The sequence below is a fragment of the Kitasatospora sp. NPDC093550 genome (assembly GCF_044764985.1).
Classification (GTDB): Bacteria; Actinomycetota; Actinomycetes; order Streptomycetales; family Streptomycetaceae; genus Kitasatospora.
Map to the genome: position 1 here is coordinate 38631 of NZ_JBIWJF010000017.1, position 16292 is coordinate 54922.

Sequence of the window (16292 nt, forward strand, 5' to 3'; positions counted from 1 at the left end):
GGCCGGCCCGCCGCCGTCGCGGGGCCGCGGCGGCGGTGTCGCGTCGGTCACAAGGGAACAAGGTCCCCGGCCCCACCCGTTGAGCGGGCAAGAGGGACGAGGCAGAAAGGGCTTCCCCACCGCACCATTGGAGGGCCTGACGTGCACCGCCGGCACAACGGACTGAGGACCGCCGTCCTGCTCGGCGGCCTCTCGGCGCTGATCCTGGTGATCGGCAGCTTCTTCGGCCGCACCGGCTTCGTGATCGCCCTGCTGGTCGCCCTCGGGACCAACGCCTACGCGTACTGGAACAGCGACAAGCTCGCGCTGAGGGCCATGCGGGCCCGGCCGGTCAGCGAGTTCGAGGCCCCGCAGCTGTACCGGATCGTGCGCGAGCTCTCCACGGCCGCCCGTCAGCCGATGCCCCGCCTCTACATCTCCCCGACCCCGGCCCCGAACGCCTTCGCCACCGGCCGCAACCCGCGCAACGCCGCGGTCTGCTGCACGGAGGGCATCCTGCGGATCCTGGACGAGCGCGAGCTGCGGGGCGTGCTCGGTCACGAGCTGAGCCACGTCTACAACCGGGACATCCTGATCTCCTCGGTCGCCGGGGCGCTCGCCTCGGTGGTGATGTTCCTGGTGAACTTCGCCTGGCTGGTCCCGTTCGGCCGCGACGAGGACGACGACGGGCCCGGCCTGTTCGGGATGCTCGCCATCATGATCCTCGGGCCGCTCGCCGCCGGGCTGATCCAGATGGCGGTCAGCCGTTCCCGCGAGTACCAGGCCGACGCCGACGGCGCCCGGATCACCGGGGACCCGCTGGCCCTCGCCGGCGCCCTCCGCAAGCTGGACGCCGGCACCCGGCAGCTTCCGCTGCCGCCCGAGCCGCAGCTCCAGACGGCGAGCCACATGATGATCGCCAGCCCGTTCCGCCCCGGCGAGGCCGGCGCCCGGCTCTTCTCCACCCACCCGCCGATGGCCGAGCGCATCGCCCGCCTGGAGCGGATGGCGGGGTACGGGCGGTAGCGATCCGCCGGGCCGTTCCCGCCCCGGGGGCGGCGCGACTCAGCCCGTCGTCTCCTCGTACGCCAGTCAGCCCGTCGTCTCCTCGTACGCCAGCCGGAGGCGGTGCACGCCCTCGGCCACCTGGGCGGCGCTGTCGGCGGCGGCGTAGCTGAGGCGAAGGTGGGGAGCCGGGGGTTCGGCGGCGTGGTACGGGCGCCCGGGGGTGATCTGGACGCCGGCGCGCCGGGCGGCGGCGGTGAGGGCGCCGTCGTCGGTGCCGTCCGGGAGGCGCAGCCACAGGTGGTAGCCGCCGGGGCGGTGGTGGTCGAGGAGGCCGGGCAGCTCGCGGTGGAGGGCGGCGACGGCGGCGGTGCGGCGGTCGCGCAGTTCGGCGCCGAGGGTGCGCAGGTGGCGGGCCCAGCCTGGGTCGGCGACCAGCTCCAGCGTCGCCTCCTGGAGCGGGCGGGGTACGAAGAAGCTGTCCACCACCTGGGTGGCCCGCAGCCGGGCCAGGGCCGGGCCGCGGGCGGTGAGGGCGCCGATCCGCAGGTTGGGGGAGGCGGCCTTGGTGAGCGAGCGCAGGTGCACCACGACCCCGTCCCGGTCGTCGGCGGCGAGTGGGCGCGGCAGCGCGGGGGCGTCCGCGTGGACCAGCAGCCGGGCGAAGTCGTCCTCGACCACGAACGCCCCGGCCGCCCGGGCGATCCGCAGGACCTCCTCCCGCCGGCCGGGTGAGAGCACCGCGCCGGTGGGGTTCTGGAACAGGGGCTGGCAGACGAAGACCCGCGCCCGGGTGGCGGCGAAGGCGTCCGCCAGCAGGTCGGTGCGGACGCCGTCGGCGTCGACCGGGACGGGGACTGGGCGCAGCCCGGCGGCCCGGACGACCGCCAGGATGCCGGAGTACGTCGGTGACTCCACCAGGACCGGCGAGCCGAGGGCGGCCAGCGAGCGCATGGCGACGGTGAGCCCGCCCTGCCCGCCGGAGGTGATCAGGACGTCCCCGGCGCCGATCGGCCCGCCGTGGCCGCCGATGTCGCGGGCGAACCAGCCGCGCAGCTCGGTCAGGCCGTCCACGGGCGGGCGGTCCCAGGCCCCGGGGCGCCGGCCGGCGCGGGCGAGGGCGGTGGCGAGCAGGCGTTCGGGCAGCAGGGAGGAGTGCGGGTAGCCGCTGTTGAGGTCGATGACGTCGGGCGGCGGCACCCGGAGGGTGGCGAGGACCGGGTCGGCGAACAGGTCGCGCGGGCCGGAGTCGGCGCTGAGTGCGATCTCCTGCCAGGAGAGGTCGCCGCTGCGGGCGGGCGGCGCGGCGGGGGCGGCCGGGGCGGCGGCGAAGGCGGCCGCCCGGAAGACCCCGGCGCCCGGCCGGGAGACCACCAGCCCCTCGGCGACGAGCACCGCGATGGCCCGGGAGACCGTCACCGGGCTGACCTGATGACGTTCCATCAGGGCCCGGCTGGCCGGCAGCTTCCGCCCCTCCGGGTAGCGCTCCACTTCTCGCCGCAGGGTTTCGGCGAGCTCGGCCACACTGCTACGCTCATTCATGAAGACACAAGATAGCGCTACCCTCGTCCGGGCGATAGCACCGTCGACGGCCCCGCGGTACGGCGCGGCCTCCGGCACCGCCCTCGCCGCCCTCGGGGTGGCCTCCTTCTCGCTCAGCTTCCCGGCCACCGCGTGGTCCCTGAGCGGCTTCGGCCCGTGGTCCGCCACCGGTCTGCGCGGCGCCCTGGCCGGGGTGCTGGCCGCGCTCTACCTGCTGGCCGCCGGCGCCCGGCTGCCGGAGCGGCGGCACTGGCCCGCCCTGCTGGTGGTCTCCGGCGGCTGCGTCCTCGGCTTCCCGCTGCTGACCACGCTCGCCCTGCGCACCTCCTCGACCGCCCACTCGGCGGTGGTGATCGGCGTCCTGCCGCTGGCCACCGCGGTGGCCTCGGCGCTGCGCACCGGCCGTCGGCCGTCCCGGGCGTTCTGGGCGGCGGCGCTGGCGGGCGCGGCGGCCGTGCTCGTCTTCACCCTGGTGCAGAGCCACGGCCGGCCGACCGTCGCGGACCTCTTCCTCTTCGTCGGGCTGGTGGTCTGCGCGGCCGGGTACGCCGAGGGCGGCCGGCTCTCCCGGGACCTCCCGGGCGCCCAGGTGATCGCCTGGGCGGTGGTGGCCGCGCTGCCCGTGATGCTGCTGACCTCCGCGTTCGGGCTGGCCACCGAGCCGGTGCAGGTCGGGCCGAAGGCGCTGGCCGGGCTGGCGTACATCGCGGCGGTGTCGCAGTTCGGCGGGTTCGTGCTCTGGTACCGGGGGATGGCCGCGATCGGCGTGCCGAGGGCCAGTCAGCTGCAGCTCGGGCAGCCGCTGCTGACGCTGGTGTGGTCGGTGCTGCTGCTCGGCGAGGACCTGCCGGCCGCCGCGCCGCTCACCGCCGTGGTGGTGCTGGTCTGCATCGCGGTGACCCAGCGGGCGCGGACCTGAGCCGCTTTCCGGCGCGCTCAGCGCGGCCGGACCGGCGCCGACGCGCCGGGCCCGGGAAAGGGGTAGCCGCCGGACACGGGTGCCACCGCCCGTACGCCCCCGGGCCCTTGCGCCGACCGGTCCGGGGCCGACCCTCGCTCGTTAGGATGAAGCCGCGCCCGTCGGTCCGGGCGCGGCATCCGGAGGGAGTGGGCCGCCATGGCAGACGAGAGGTACGCCCCGGCCGCCGGTGACGCGCCGGCCAGACGCCGCGGCCAGGGCGAGCTGGAGGCGCAGGTGCTGGCGGTGCTCCAGCAGGCGCCGGGCCCGGCGACCGCGGGGTGGGTCCAGGAACGCCTGGAGGGCGACCTGGCGTACACCACGGTGATGACCATCCTGTCCCGGCTGCACGCCAAGAACGCCGTCTCCCGCAGCCGCTCCGGCCGCTCCTACCTCTGGCAGGCCTCCTCCGACGCCGCCGGCCTGGCGGCGCTGCGGATGCGCCGGATGCTCGACGGGGAGGCGGACCGGGACGCCGTCCTGGCCAGCTTCGTCAGCGCGCTGCTGCCGCACGACGAGGAACTGCTCCGGGCGCTGCTGGACGCCGCCTCCGCCGATCCGGCAGCGACCGACCGTGAGAGCTGACCCGTGGGCTTCTTCGTCTTCCTCCCGCTCGTCCTGCCGCTCACCGCGGTCCCGATCGCTCGGCTGACCGAGCAGCACCTGCACCCGCGCGGCGCGGCCCGGCTGATGACCGCGATCAGCGCGGTGATGGCGGTGTGCAGCGTGCTCTGCCTCGGCCTGATCGGCGTGGTGGGCACCGCGCAGATCCCCGGGAACCCGCTGCCGGACAGCTGGTCCGACCCGGAGGTGCGGGCCGCGCTGCCGTACCACGAGACGGTCGGCACGGCCGCGATGTGGCTGCTCGCCCTGGTCGGCATCGCCTGCGGCCGGACGGTCGTCCGGCACCTGCGGGTGCGCGCCCGGGCCCGGCGTGCGCTGGCCGGACTGCCCGCGGGCGCCGGGCCGTCCGACGACCTCGCGGTGCTGCCGGACCGCAGCCCCTACGCCTACGCCCTGCCCGGTTCGCCCGGGCGGGTGGTGGTCTCCACCGGGATGCTGGACGGCCTGGCGGCGGACGAGCGGGAGGCGCTGCTCGCGCACGAGCGGGCGCACCTGCGCCACCGCCACCACCGGTACCTGCTGGCCACCCAGCTCGCCGCCTGCGTCAACCCCTTCCTGCGGCCGTTGCAGAACGCGGTGGCGTACAGCGCGGAGCGGTGGGCGGACGAGGACTCGGCCCAGGTCGTCGGGGACCGCCGGATCACCGCGCGGGCGGTGGCCCGGGCGGCCCTGGTCTCGCACGCCGCCCCGGCGCCCGGCTTCGCGGCCTTCGCCGCCCCGGGCGCGGCGGCCGGGCCGGTGCCGCGCCGGGTCGCCGCGCTGCTCGGGCCGGTGCCGACCTCGCGCAACTGGCCGCCGGCCAAGACCCCGGCGGGCCTGGCGGCGATGGTCGCCGCGATCGGCACGGCGGCGTCGGCGCTGTGCGCGCTCAACGCCGCCGTGGCCCTGCTGGTGGTGCTGAAGGCCGTCACCCCGCTGTAGCCGTCACCCCGCTGTAGCCGTCAGCTCGCTCGGGCGTCAGCCCGCAGCAGCGGGTGGCCGGTGACGAGGCGGTCGCCGGGGTGAGGGCGGCGAGCCGGGTGGACGGCCGCCGGGGTGGACGGGGCGGGCGGCCCTGTCGGCCCTGTCGGCCCTGTCGGCGCCGTCGGCTCAGTCGGCGATCCGGACGAGCATCTTGCCGGTGTTGGCGCCGCGCAGCATGCCGAGGAAGGCCTCCACCACGCGGTCGAAGCCGTCCACGACCGTCTCGTCCGGGACGACGGCGCCCGAGCGCAGGTGCGGGACGAGGAAGTCGTACAGCTCGGGCCGGGCGTCCAGGTGGTTGCGGACCAGGAAGCCCTCCAGTCGCAGGCTCTTGCCGACCACGTCGTAGAGGTTGCGCGGCGCGGGCGGCGGGTCCTGCAGGTGGTTGTACTGGGCGACGGCGCCGCACCAGGCGATCCGGCCGTGGTCGCGCAGGGCGCCGATGGCCGCCTCCAGGTGGTCCCCGCCGACGTTGTCGAGGTAGACGTGCAGCCCCTCGGGGGCGGCTTCGCGCAGCCGGTCGGCGATCGGGCCGTCGTGGTAGTCGAAGGCGGCGTCGTAACCGAGGTGCTCGATGAGGCGGGCGGCCTTGGCGGCGGAGCCGGTGCTGCCGACGACGTGCCCCGCGCCGAGCAGCCGGGCGAGCTGTCCGGCGGCGGTGCCCACGCCGCCGGCGGCCGCCGAGACGAACACCGTCTCGCCCGGCTGGAGGCGGGCGATCCTGGTCAGGCCGACCCAGGCGGACAGGCCGGTGCCGCCGAGCACCGACAGGTGGGCGCTGAGCGGGACCCCGGCGAAGTCGGGCAGCAGGCTCGCCCGCTCGGCGGTGACCACCGAGTGGGTGCGCCAGGCCTGGCGGTGGAAGACCACCGCCCCGACGGGCAGGGTGTCGGACCGGGACTCCACCACCCGGCCGAGGGTGCGGCCCTCCAGCGGGGCGTGCAGCTCCCAGCCGCCCTCGTCCATCAGCTCGCGCATGTACGGGTCGACGGACTGGTAGAGGTTCTCGACCAGGGCCTCACCGGCCGCGAGCGCCGGCACGGTCTCCTCGACGAAGGCGAAGTTCTCGGCGGTCGGCGCACCGGCGGGGCGGGAGACCAGGTGGACGGCGCGGGCGGTGGGGCGGGACATCGGGTGCTCCGGACGGGGTGAGGACGGCGGGACGTGATCACCGTAGGAAGCGGGGGATCGGCCGGGCAGGGGTCCCGGCCGATGGAACGGCGCCTTCCATGAACGGGATCGATGGATCGGGACTGAAGGATCAGGACTGATGGACCAGGACTGATGGACCAGGATCGATGGATCGGGATCGATGGACCTGGGGGCTAGATTCGGGCGCATGACCGATCTCGCCCCGCACGAGCTGCGGATCCTGGTCGCCGTCGACGAGGAGCAGAGCTTCACGGCGGCCGCCACGCGCCTGGCCACCACCCAGTCCGCCGTATCGCACGCCGTGCGCGCCTGCGAGCGGAAGCTCGGCGCGGTGCTCTTCGACCGCGGGCGCCACGGCGCGCGCCCCACCGAGGCCGGCGCCCGGGCGGTGGTGTACGCCCGCCGGATCCTGCGGCTGCTGGACACGATGGGCCCCGAGGTGCGCGGCGCCGGCGCGGACGGTCCGTTGACCGGCACGCTGCGGATCGCCGCCTTCCGCAGTGTCGCCGCCCACCTGCTGCCGGCCGTCCTGGCCCGGCTCGCCGAGCGTCACCCCGGGCTCGGCACGCACGTCCGGATCGTCCGGGAGATCGGCCGCGGCACCGCCGGGGAGGTCGCCGACGGCCGCGCCGACCTCGGACTGGCCACCCTGGACGCCGATGGCCCGTCGCCCGTCCCCGGTCTGGTCGCGGTGCGCCTGTACGAGGAGACGTACGCGCTGGCGCACCCGCAGGGCCACCCCGCGCCGCGCGAGCTCCCACTGGTCGACTGGGACGAGAACTGCGGCTCGTACACCCGGGACTGGTGGCAGCGGCAGGACTGGATCCCGCCCGCGACCGTGGACGTGGAGGACGACACGGTGGCCCTGTCGCTCGTCGCCCAGGGCCTCGGCATGGCGATCATGCCCCGGACGGCCCTGCTCGGGGCCCCGGCCGGGCTCGCCGTCACCGACCTCGGACCGCGCCCGCCCAGCCGCTTCGTCGGGTACGTCACCACGCCCGAGCTGGCCGGGACGGCGGCGCTCCGGGCGCTGATCCGCGAGCTGCGCGAGGTCCGGTTGCCGGCGGGGCTGGCGCCCGCCAGCCCCGCGGCGCCGGTCGGGTCCTCGTCGGCCGGTCAGCCTTCGCCGCCCGTTGGGCCCTCGCCGGCCGGTCGGCTCCGGACCGCTGCTCAGCCCTCGTCGTCGGCCGTGCCGTCGACGGCCTCCCGCAGCCTGCGGAACTCCGCCGCCAGCCCGTCCAGGGTGTAGTGCGCGTTGAGGCCGCTGGGGTTGGGCAGCACCCACACCTCGGTGTCGCCGATGCCCTCCGGCTGGCGTCCGATCGCGGCCCGCCGCTGCCCGAAGGCCGTCCGGTAGGCGCCGATGCCGAGGACGGCCAGCACGCGCGGGCGCAGCCGCAGCACCCGCTCGCGGAGCGCGGCGCCTCCTTCGCGGAGCTCCTCGGCGGTGAGCTCGTCCGCCTTGGCGGTGGTGCGCGGGGCGACGTTGGTGATGCCGAGGCCGAGCGCGAGCAGCCGGTCCTGCTCGTCCGGGCGGTACTGGCGCTCGGTGAAGCCGGAGCGGTGCAGGGCGGGCCAGAAGCGGTTGCCGGGCCGGGCGAAGTGGTGCCCGGTGGCTCCGGACCACAGGCCCGGGTTGATGCCGCAGAACAGCACCCGCAGCCCGGGCCCGATCACGTCAGGGATGGTGGTGTCCTTGGCGGCGAGCAGCTGTTCGGCGGTGGGCTTCATCGGTACCGGGGCGGTCGTCGGTGCCGGGGCGGGCCGGACCGGCGCAGGGGTGGGCTGCACCGGTTCTCGGGAGGGGTTCGTCGGCGTCTGCGGCTTCACCGGGCCAAGTCTGCCGTGCCCGCCACCGCCACCGCCGTACGGCGGTGGCGCAGCCATCGCAGGCCGAACACCACCACGGCCGCGTACGCCCAGCCGACGAAGACGTCGATGATGAAGTGCTCCGCGCCGTAGACCAGGGTGAACGTCATCGCGAGCGGATAGGCGACCAGGACCGCCCGCAGCCAGGGCCGGGCGGTGGGCCAGAAGAAGAACAGCAGCATCGCCGGGTAGGCGGAGTGCAGCGAGGGCATCGCGGCGACGTCGTTGGCGAACTGGCTGCCGTTCTCCAGCAGCGAGTCGGCCTGCGGCAGCCCGCTCACCGAGATCACCTCCCAGACCACCCGGGAGAGGTGCGGCAGGTTGCCCTCCTGGGCGACCAGCCACGGCGGGTCGGCCGGGTAGAGCAGGTAGGTGGCGAAGCCCGCGAAGGTGAGCGTCAGGTAGCAGGCCAGCAACTGCCGGAACCGGTGGTGCGCGCGCCGCCAGAGCACCGCGAGCAGCAGGAAGACCACGAAGAAGTGCGACAGGTAGACGCACACCGCCGCGTAGTCGTACCAGTGCGGCGAGCCGGGGGTGTAGAGGGCGTGCTGGAGCCGGACGGTCCAGGTCTCGCCGAAGCCGAGCACCTCGTCGAAGCGCAGCTGCGGCAGCCAGTGCGGGGCCCACGGGGTGTGCGCGCCGAAGCCGCGCAGCAGCGAGTACGCCCAGACCACGGCCATCACCGGCACCCAGTCGCGCAGCACCAGGAGGAAGCCGCGCCGGCCGTGCCCGCTGTGCACGGCGGCGGTGAGCAGGGCGCCGATCAGCCAGAGGAACAGCACGTCGTTGGCGGACGGGATGCCCTCGACGCTCAGGAACCGGGCGAGGCCGGCCAGGTAGAGCGGCCAGGCCAGGAAGCGGAGTCTCGACCAGCCCGTCACGCGGGGGCGGGGCGGAGGCACCGGGCGCGGCTGCCCGGTCCGCGGGGTCCGCGGAGCCGGGGAGAGGGTCTTGGTCATGCGCACCGAAATTAGCAAGCCAAACTTGAAGGACTCTGGATGAAGTATGACCGGATCGTAAGAACGTCAGATCCGATCACCGGGGCGACGGGCGCCGCGGCCAGTCCATCCGGGCGCCGCAGCCGCCGCATGCGGACACGTCCGAGCGGGTGACCGTCGGGGGCGACCCGGTGACCGTCCGCGGGGTGCCGGTGCGCTCCCGGTCGGGGGTGCGGTGGGTGCCGCGGGCGCCGGCCGTGTTCCCGGCCGCGGTCCGTCCGGAACTTGACGGTGCTCAGCCTGCTCTACGGTCTCCGGCCGGGCACGGAATCATAAATTCCGGGCCGACTGTCAGTGCGGTGGGACAGCATGTCCGGCATGTCCTACGAACTCCATGCGCTGATAGGAACATTGGAGCTGCTGCGGGTGGCCGCCGCGGAGGTTCCGGCGGCCCGGCTGGTACCGCTGGCCCAGGGGCTGGCGCTGATCCCGGTCACCTCCGGAGTCCTCGCCGCGCTCCAGGGCGACGACAGCGTGCGGAAGCCGGCCGGTGGGGGCGGGTCCGGCTGGTACTCGGACGGCTTCGAACTCCGGCTCGCCGCTTGGTCGAAGGCCGGTCCGGTCGCGTGCGTGGAGGCCGAGTACTTCGGCGGCAGCGGCAGCCAGCGGGCTGCGGTGTGGTCGGACGGCCGCGTCGTCCTCGGCCCGCTCGCCATCGGCGAGTTCGAGCCCGCACCGCCCGAGGGGGCCCCGATCTCCCGCGCCCTGCGCCATCTCGGCGCGCGCACCGAGGAGGGCCGGGCGGACGAGTTCGACTCGGTCGGCCTGGGCGCGTACCGCAGCACCGCGGGCTGGGCCGCCGCCGGCTGAGCCGCCGCGCACCGTTCGGCGTACCAGCGGTGGCCGGGCCCGAACTGCTGCCCGAGCGTGTGATGCAGGCGATCTCGCCTGATCCACAGTGAGAGGAAGCAGTACCCATGCGTGCCATCCGGATGGCCGTCGTGCTGACCGCAGCGTTCGCGCTGACCACGGTCGCCACCGCGTCCGCCACCGCCGCCGGCAGCGAAGCCCCGGCCTCCCGTTCCACCGCCTCCACCCGGGCCGTTCCGGCCATGCCCGCGATGCCCGCCATGCCCGCGATGCCCGCGCTGCCCGTCGCGCTCGCCCCGTCCGTCAGCCCCGTGACGGTCCCGGCCGCGCCGAACACGCTCCCGGTCGCCGATCCGGCGACGCCGGCGACCCCGGCTCTCCCCGTCGCGGACCCGGCGGTCCCCGCCCTGCCGGCCCTCCCGGCCACACCGGACCCGAGCGCCGCCCTCGGGGCGGTCGACGACATCGTCAAGCTGGTCACCGGCCTGCTCTCGACGGTGACCTCCGCCGTCCCCGACCTCGGGGCCCTCCAGCAGCTCATCGCCTCCCTGCAGACGATCCTCCAGGGGCTGCTCGGGCAACTGCCGTCCCTGCCGCCGGTGCCCACCCCGACGCCGCCCAAGCTCCCCGGCACCGCGACCTCGACCCACGTCGACGCCGCCACCGTGCAGCAGCAGCTGGACGCCCTCCGCGCCCGGGCGCAGGCCCTGACCGCGGCCCGCTCCCACCCGGCCGCCGCCCGCTGACCCTCCCCGCGGACGCGGACGGCCCCGCTCCCTCACCGGGGAGCGGGGCCGTACGTCCGACCGGCCGGGGCCGGTCCGCGATCAGCGGTAGTTCACGAACTGGATCGCGAAGTCCAGGTCCTTGCCCTTGAGCAGGGCCTGCACGGCCTGGAGGTCGTCGCGGCTCTTCGAGCTGACGCGCAGCTCGTCGCCCTGGACCTGGGCCTTGACGCCCTTCGGGCCCTCGTCACGGATGATCTTCGCGACCTTCTTCGCGTCCTCCGTGGTGATGCCCTCCTTGATGTTGGCGAAGATCTTGTACTCCTTGCCGGAGAGCTGAGGCTCGGCGGCGTCCAGAGCCTTCAGCGACAGGCCGCGCTTGACGAACTTCGTCTGCAGCACGTCGAGGATGGCGCGCACGCGCTCCTCGCCGTTGGCCTTCATCTCGATCTTTTCGCCGGAGCGGCTGATCTCGCCGCCCACGCCCTTGAAGTCGAAGCGCGTCGCGATCTCACGGGAGGTCTGGTTGATCGCGTTGTCGACCTCCTGCCACTCGACCTTCGAGACGATGTCGAAACTGGAGTCGGCCATGGGTGTTGGTCTCCTTGATGCTCTGGCTTCACTGGCACGGTCCGCCCCACCGGGCGTCCGCCGCCCCAGCCTATCCAGCGCCGCCCCGCCCTCGCCCGCGACGACGGCGTGCCTGTCCTTGATCGTCGCGTTGATCGTCGGATGACCCATCGAGTGGCGGAGCACCCCCCGGCATCGGGTATGGTTTACCAAGTCGAACGGGGCGAACACCCCGGGCGGCGAAAATCCTGGCTGGTTGCCCGAGCGGCCAAAGGGAGCAGACTGTAAATCTGTCGCGCAAGCTACGCAGGTTCGAACCCTGCACCAGCCACAGGATAGAGAACAGGCCCTGATCTGCGGAAACGCAGATCAGGGCCTGTTTCGTTGTGCTCGAACACCGGTCACGCCGGATGGTCGTTTTGGGTGGTTTGTCTCACCTCGTTTCGCCCGGATCCCGGTGCTGACCGGCGCGTACGGACCAGCTACGGACCAGAATCCGAGGTCGGCGGCGCCGCCGGACGGTTCCGGTTGAGCCGCTTCGAGATCAGCTCGTTCGCGTACTCGACGGTGCCGTGCAGGCACTTCGCGTAGACCCGGAGCATGACGGCCACGCTGTGCCCCGCGCGCCGGGCGACCTCCGTCGGGTCGACCCCGGAGTTCAGCCCAAGCGAGATCCCGGCGTGCCGCAGGTCGTACGGCCGCTTGCCGAGCTTCGTGGCGCACTCGGCGGGCGACAGCACCTCGGCGCGGGCCCGCTGCCAGACGACCCCGTACCCGCTCTCCTGCACCATCCCGCCCCGGGACGTACGGAACAGCCGCCCGTCGGGAGCGGCGCCGAAGGCGGCGACGTGCTCCCGCAGGATCGCCACCAGCTCGGGCGGGATCGGGACGCGCCGGGTCGCCTTCTCAGCCCGGTGCTTCAGCCCGCGCTTGTCGTGCGAGGTCCTGTCGTCCGTCCAGGCCGAGCCGACTCGCGGCCGGGTCTCGTCCAGGACGACGTAGCCCCACCCCTCGACCGGGAGGTGGCAGCGCGCGAGGGTGAGGAACACCGCCTCGGCCGGCCGCAGCCAGCCGTAGTAGAGGCAGGCGAAGAAGGCCCGGAGGTGGGCCCCGCGCTTCCCCTGGCGTCCTACTGCCTCGATGAGCGCGGCGGCCTGGTCCTCGTTGACCACCACGCCCGGGTCGACCTCCTCCTCGGTCTCCGGCGGCTGCCACTGGACGGTCGGGAGGGGGTTGGCGGCCAGGTAGCCCTCCTCCACCGCGTAGCCGAAGAGGTGGCCGAGGATGCGGCGCTTGCGCAGGATCACGGAGGGGGCGGCCTTCTTGCCGTCCAGCTTCACCGCGAGGGCGTTCAGCAGGCGGCGGACCATCGGAGGCTCCTCGAAGGCGGAGACCGACACGGACTGCTTCTGCACCCACGCCAGGGCCTTGGCCCAGTCCGCCGGCGGCTCCTCCGCCCAGGCGTTGACGTTGAAGGCCCAGCTGTAGAGCGCCCGGCGGACGATTCGCTTGTCCGGCATGCCGGCCTTCGACTTCACCAGCTCGAAGGTGACCGTGGCGAGGGCGTCGGCCCAGGTCGTGCGGGTCTTGGCCGGAGCACCTTCCCATCGGGCCTTGACGTACTTCCGGCCGAGTTCGTACCAGGTGATCTGCTTCTCCTTGCGGAGCTCGGAGATCGGCAGACCACGGTCGACGTCGAACGGATCCCCGTCGCGGAGGGCGGAGATCAGCTCGGCCTTTCGGCCGTCGGCCGCGGTCTTGGTGAGGAAGGACTCGGAGAACTCCCTCCCGGCGACGGTCCAGCGGACCATCCAGGGGGCCCGCCGGTCCGGGCGGTGTCGGTGATCCCAGAACTTGACCTTGTAGGAGGTGGGCATCAGGCGGCCACCTCCTGCGCCGCCCACCAGGCGTCGAGGTCGGCGCGGCTCACGCGGAGCTGCCCGTTCGGCAGCTTGATGAGCCTGGGGGCCTTGCCCCGGGCGCGCATTCGGTAGAACGCGGCACGGGACATCTCGATCTCTGCAAGGACGGCGGGGAGCTTCATGTACTCCGGCTTGGGCATGCAGTCATCTCCGTCTGCGGGTACGGATGGTGGTTGCGGTGCGTGATGGCCCCTACGCGCGGACGGGGGTTGGGGCCGGAAAGTGTCAGGGATGTCAGGGCAAACTGGTGACCTGCGGGTTTGGCTCCTGGCGGGGCGTCAGGGATTGTCAGGGATGTCAGGGAAACGGCGACTTCCCCTGACATCCCTGACAATCCCTGACGCTGTGTCCGGGGTCGTTTCGGCTGGTCAGAGGTTTGTCCTGACATTCCTGACGGTTACGGGGCTTCCGCTCCGTCTACGGGGTTGCCGATCGCGGGGTGGACACGGTAAGTGACGGACTGGGGGCGGCCTCGCTGGCCGGTGGGGATGGGCTGGTCGGCGCGGAGGTGGCCGTGCTGTTCGAGCAGGTTCAGTGCGGGCTCGACGTCGGCGACCTTCTTGAACCGTCGGCTGCTGGCGACGGCGTCGTGGGCCTTGATGTGGGTGCGGGGGGTGCCGTCCTTCTTCGGCCGCTGGAGCCACTGGAGGATTGCGTGGGCGTCCTCGGTGGCCGGGTCGGCGGCGATGAGGTCGAACACGGCCAGGGTGTGGGCGGTGAAGTAGTCGGCGATCCGGGCGGCGCGTTCGACGGCGGTGGCCTCCAGGTCGGCCCGCCAGGCGTTGCTGTCCTGGTCGGAGGCGACGTGGTCGGCGAGGTGGAGGAGGACCGCGATACGGGCGATGTGGCCGACGAGTTTGCCGGCCCAGTCCTTGATGTGGGCGAGTGGCTGGTCGGGGCGGAGCTGGACCTCCACGCGCTCCTGGAGGCGCTCGACGGCGAGGTCGGCGGCCTGGTCCATGAGCACGGTGACCGGCTCGGTGAGGTCGGTCATGGCGCGGAGCAGGCGGGTCAGGTTTCGGTCGTAGGCGCTCGCGACCTTGTCGGGGATAGGGGCGGTACGGACCTTGCGGTAGCCCAGGTTGGAGGGCGGCAGGGAGTAGAGGAACCGGGCGAGCAGGCCCCGGTCACGGGCGCCCGGGGCGGAGCCGAGTTCTTGGAGGACGGCGGGCTGCGGGGTGACGCCGATCGTGAGCGCGGGCTTGTCGACCGTGGGCTGCTCGCGGGTGATGCGGTCGGCCTGGAGGCGCTCGCCCTTGTGGGCCTGGAGGAACACCCCCAGGTTCGGCTTGCTGCTGTAGCGGCCGACCATGCTGTCGAACAGGTCGCCCTCCGGGGAGAGCGCGGCCAGGCACCGGTGAACGGCGAGCTGGCTGGTGACGGTCTCCGGGGTGATGTCCCCGGATAGCGTCAGGCGCGGGCTCGGCGGGACGGTGATCTCCTCGGCGAGCATCTTCGCGGCGGAGATCTCCGCGATGAGCCGGGTGCGGTCGAGGTCGGGGTTCTTACGGGCCTTGGCCATCAGGGCGTCGACCTCCGCCAGCGCAGCGTCCTTGGCGGTCTCGGCCTCGATGATCACCGCCCTGGCGCCAGCCTGGAGCTCCGCTTCGACCCTGTAGACCGGGCCCATCGTGAACGCGAACACGTCGGACTTGCGGCTGGCCGGGGGCATCGCGCAGGTCAGGTAGAGGTTGGACTGCTCGCGCCAGCCGGGCCGGATCTCCACGTTCACCCGCCCGCCGGCGGCGGTCGACAGCGCGGCGAGGGCCATGGTGGCGGCCGCGTCGGGCGGGGTCTGGGTGAACTCGGCGACCGCTTCGACGTAGGCGCCGACCCATCCGGGCAGGGCCTTCACGGGGAAGGTCGGCAAGGCGCCGTGGGAGCCGAGCGGGACGGGGTCGAGCCAGGTGTCGCCGGCGGCGAGGTCGGCGAGTACCGAGAGGGCGGCGGTGCGCACGGCGTCGAGGTCGGCCTGGTCCTCGCCGGCCATGGCCATGTTGGCGAGGCGGCTGGTGGCGGTGCCGATCCGGCGCCGCTCGGCGGCGAGGCGCACGATCTCGGCGTAGTAGTCGCCGTTGGCGGCGGTCGGGGTCGCCTCGATGCAGGCGTGAAGGTAGCTGGGCCCGCCGACGCGGCCCAGGTCGCCCTGGGCGCGCAGGACGCCGGCCAGCAGCATCGGGTCGACCGGTCGCTCGCCGCCCGCCATCCGGGTGATGGCGCGCCAGATCGTCTCGTGCGAGGGGTGGTAGAACGCGCTCGGGTCGCCGAGCTGGGCGGCGAGGGCGGGGATTTGGGCGGGGTCGAGCAGGGCGGCGCCGATGACGGCCTGCTCGGCGGCCTTCACGTCGGCGGGCTCCGGCCGGAACGGGATCACGTTCAGGGAGTTCTCGGTCACCGCTCCTCCTCGTTGGGGAGCTGGTGGTGGTCGAGCCAGGCGAACGCGGAGGTGGTCTGGGCGCGGTTGTGGACCTCGACGGCCGCACCGGGGACGCTGCCGGGCTGGACGCGCGGGCCGATGAGACTGGCGTACAGACGGGTGCCGTGGTGCACGCACGCCTTGGCGGCGTCGCCGTACCGGTTGAGGACGGTCACGGCGTCGAGCGGGCCCTCGCAGGGGCTGGCGTCGCCGAGGTGGGCGGCTTCGCAGCGGGGCTGCGGCGCGGTGGTGTTTCCGGGCATGCTGGAGTCCTCTGGTCTCTGAGAGGGATCGGACTGGCCCCGCAGCAACCGGCTGTCACCCGCCAAGGTCGACGGTTGCTGCGGGGCTTCGTGCTGTGTCGGTCAGTCGTCTTCGGGGCCGCAGAGGCAGTTCTCGGGCGTGGTGCCCTGGCCGATCTGGCAGGCGCAGTAGATGAGTCCGAGCGGGGTTTCGACGGGCTCGCCGCCGGTGCAGTGGTCGCACTCGCCCGGCGCCCAGTCGGCGGCGTCGAACTCGTCGTAGTCGTCGTGCACGGTGATGCCCTTTCGGGTGCGGGGGAGGCTCTGGCTCAGTCCTCGGTCGGGGTGAGCCCGTGGCGGCGCTCCCACTCGCCCCAGCAGCTGCAGACGATGCTCTGGGTCACGGGGTCGGGGTCGTCCTGGTGCCGCTTGATCGCGGTGGCGAGTTCGGCGTCGGTGAACTCGGGGACGGTCTTGTTCGGCCAGCGGTCGGTCATGACGGGTGCCTTTCGGTTGG

17 protein-coding genes, 1 tRNA gene and 1 pseudogene are annotated in these 16292 nt (G+C 73.8%); 8 read left to right on the forward strand and 11 right to left on the reverse strand.

All coding sequences use genetic code 11. The annotated features are described in order from the left end of the window. The first annotated feature begins 141 nt into the window (after nt 1-141). Entirely contained in the window at nt 142-1005 is an 864-nt protein-coding gene (htpX, locus tag ACIRD3_RS25770) for a zinc metalloprotease HtpX (RefSeq protein WP_402220966.1), read from the forward strand. A 66-nt stretch (nt 1006-1071) separates the two neighbouring features. Here htpX and ACIRD3_RS25775 read toward each other — a convergent pair whose 3' ends face one another. After that, nucleotides 1072-2526, reverse strand: coding sequence for a PLP-dependent aminotransferase family protein (locus ACIRD3_RS25775; RefSeq protein ID WP_402220969.1), 1455 nt, complete (start codon nt 2524-2526; stop codon nt 1072-1074). On the opposite strand from ACIRD3_RS25775, the gene ACIRD3_RS25780 reads away from it, so the two are divergent. The 3 genes from ACIRD3_RS25780 to ACIRD3_RS25790 all read left to right on the forward strand — a co-directional run bounded on the left by ACIRD3_RS25780 (nt 2525) and on the right by ACIRD3_RS25790 (nt 5029). Then, a complete protein-coding gene (locus ACIRD3_RS25780; RefSeq protein WP_402220971.1) occupies nt 2525-3445 on the forward strand; it encodes a DMT family transporter in 921 nt (306 codons plus the stop codon). The genes ACIRD3_RS25775 and ACIRD3_RS25780 overlap by 2 nt on opposite strands. A 198-nt stretch (nt 3446-3643) precedes the next feature. Then, complete coding sequence (locus ACIRD3_RS25785) at nt 3644-4069, forward strand: BlaI/MecI/CopY family transcriptional regulator (RefSeq protein WP_402220974.1); 426 nt, start codon at nt 3644-3646, stop codon at nt 4067-4069. A 3-nt stretch (nt 4070-4072) separates the two neighbouring features. Then, a complete protein-coding gene (locus ACIRD3_RS25790; RefSeq protein WP_402220977.1) occupies nt 4073-5029 on the forward strand; it encodes a M48 family metalloprotease in 957 nt (318 codons plus the stop codon). 168 nt (nt 5030-5197) lie between these two features. Here the strand turns inward: ACIRD3_RS25790 and ACIRD3_RS25795 are convergent, their stop codons facing one another. Continuing rightward, nucleotides 5198-6202: an NADP-dependent oxidoreductase gene (locus ACIRD3_RS25795; RefSeq protein ID WP_402220980.1), complete on the reverse strand. Its 1005-nt coding sequence runs from the start codon at nt 6200-6202 to the stop codon at nt 5198-5200. Between the two features lie 208 nt (nt 6203-6410). Here ACIRD3_RS25795 and ACIRD3_RS25800 point away from each other — a divergent pair. Beyond that, nucleotides 6411-7271, forward strand: a pseudogene (locus tag ACIRD3_RS25800) (LysR family transcriptional regulator); the annotation flags it as partial. A 122-nt stretch (nt 7272-7393) separates the two neighbouring features. Here ACIRD3_RS25800 and mug read toward each other — a convergent pair. Further along, nucleotides 7394-7954, reverse strand: a complete 561-nt coding sequence (mug, locus tag ACIRD3_RS25805; RefSeq protein WP_402221264.1) for a G/U mismatch-specific DNA glycosylase — start codon at nt 7952-7954, stop codon at nt 7394-7396. 95 nt (nt 7955-8049) lie between these two features. Continuing rightward, nucleotides 8050-9051 (reverse strand): phosphatase PAP2 family protein, encoded by a 1002-nt coding sequence (locus tag ACIRD3_RS25810; RefSeq protein WP_402220983.1) that lies wholly within the window; start codon nt 9049-9051, stop codon nt 8050-8052. A gap of 357 nt (nt 9052-9408) precedes the next feature. Here ACIRD3_RS25810 and ACIRD3_RS25815 point away from each other — a divergent pair, with 357 nt between their 5' ends. Continuing rightward, nucleotides 9409-9900 (forward strand): hypothetical protein, encoded by a 492-nt coding sequence (locus tag ACIRD3_RS25815; protein WP_402220986.1) that lies wholly within the window; start codon nt 9409-9411, stop codon nt 9898-9900. 107 nt (nt 9901-10007) lie between these two features. Beyond that, complete coding sequence (locus ACIRD3_RS25820; protein ID WP_402220989.1) at nt 10008-10646, forward strand: hypothetical protein; 639 nt, start codon at nt 10008-10010, stop codon at nt 10644-10646. A gap of 81 nt (nt 10647-10727) precedes the next feature. Here ACIRD3_RS25820 and ACIRD3_RS25825 read toward each other — a convergent pair whose 3' ends face one another. After that, on the reverse strand, nt 10728-11216 hold the full coding sequence (locus ACIRD3_RS25825) for a YajQ family cyclic di-GMP-binding protein (protein ID WP_045693084.1): 489 nt from the start codon (nt 11214-11216) through the stop codon (nt 10728-10730). A 229-nt stretch (nt 11217-11445) separates the two neighbouring features. Between ACIRD3_RS25825 and ACIRD3_RS25830 the strand changes: the two genes are divergently transcribed. Next, nucleotides 11446-11526, forward strand: a tRNA-Tyr gene (locus tag ACIRD3_RS25830). A 151-nt stretch (nt 11527-11677) separates the two neighbouring features. Here ACIRD3_RS25830 and ACIRD3_RS25835 read toward each other — a convergent pair. The 6 genes from ACIRD3_RS25835 to ACIRD3_RS25860 form a co-directional block, all read right to left on the reverse strand. Then, nucleotides 11678-13072, reverse strand: coding sequence for a tyrosine-type recombinase/integrase (locus tag ACIRD3_RS25835; RefSeq protein ID WP_402220991.1), 1395 nt, complete (start codon nt 13070-13072; stop codon nt 11678-11680). Then, entirely contained in the window at nt 13072-13257 is a 186-nt protein-coding gene (locus tag ACIRD3_RS25840; RefSeq protein WP_402220993.1) for a helix-turn-helix transcriptional regulator, read from the reverse strand. Before ACIRD3_RS25840 ends, ACIRD3_RS25835 begins: the two co-directional genes overlap by 1 nt. 257 nt (nt 13258-13514) lie before the next feature. Continuing rightward, nucleotides 13515-15512, reverse strand: a complete 1998-nt coding sequence (locus tag ACIRD3_RS25845) for a DUF3987 domain-containing protein (RefSeq protein WP_402220996.1) — start codon at nt 15510-15512, stop codon at nt 13515-13517. Continuing rightward, nucleotides 15509-15796 carry a hypothetical protein gene (locus ACIRD3_RS25850; protein ID WP_402220998.1) on the reverse strand — a complete coding sequence of 96 codons (288 nt, stop codon included), beginning with the start codon at nt 15794-15796 and terminating at the stop codon, nt 15509-15511. The genes ACIRD3_RS25845 and ACIRD3_RS25850 overlap by 4 nt, the downstream gene beginning before the upstream one ends. A gap of 102 nt (nt 15797-15898) precedes the next feature. Beyond that, nucleotides 15899-16069, reverse strand: coding sequence for a hypothetical protein (locus ACIRD3_RS25855; protein ID WP_402221001.1), 171 nt, complete (start codon nt 16067-16069; stop codon nt 15899-15901). A 35-nt stretch (nt 16070-16104) separates the two neighbouring features. Next, on the reverse strand, nt 16105-16272 hold the full coding sequence (locus ACIRD3_RS25860) for a hypothetical protein (protein ID WP_402221004.1): 168 nt from the start codon (nt 16270-16272) through the stop codon (nt 16105-16107). Nucleotides 16273-16292: the final 20 nt, after the last annotated feature.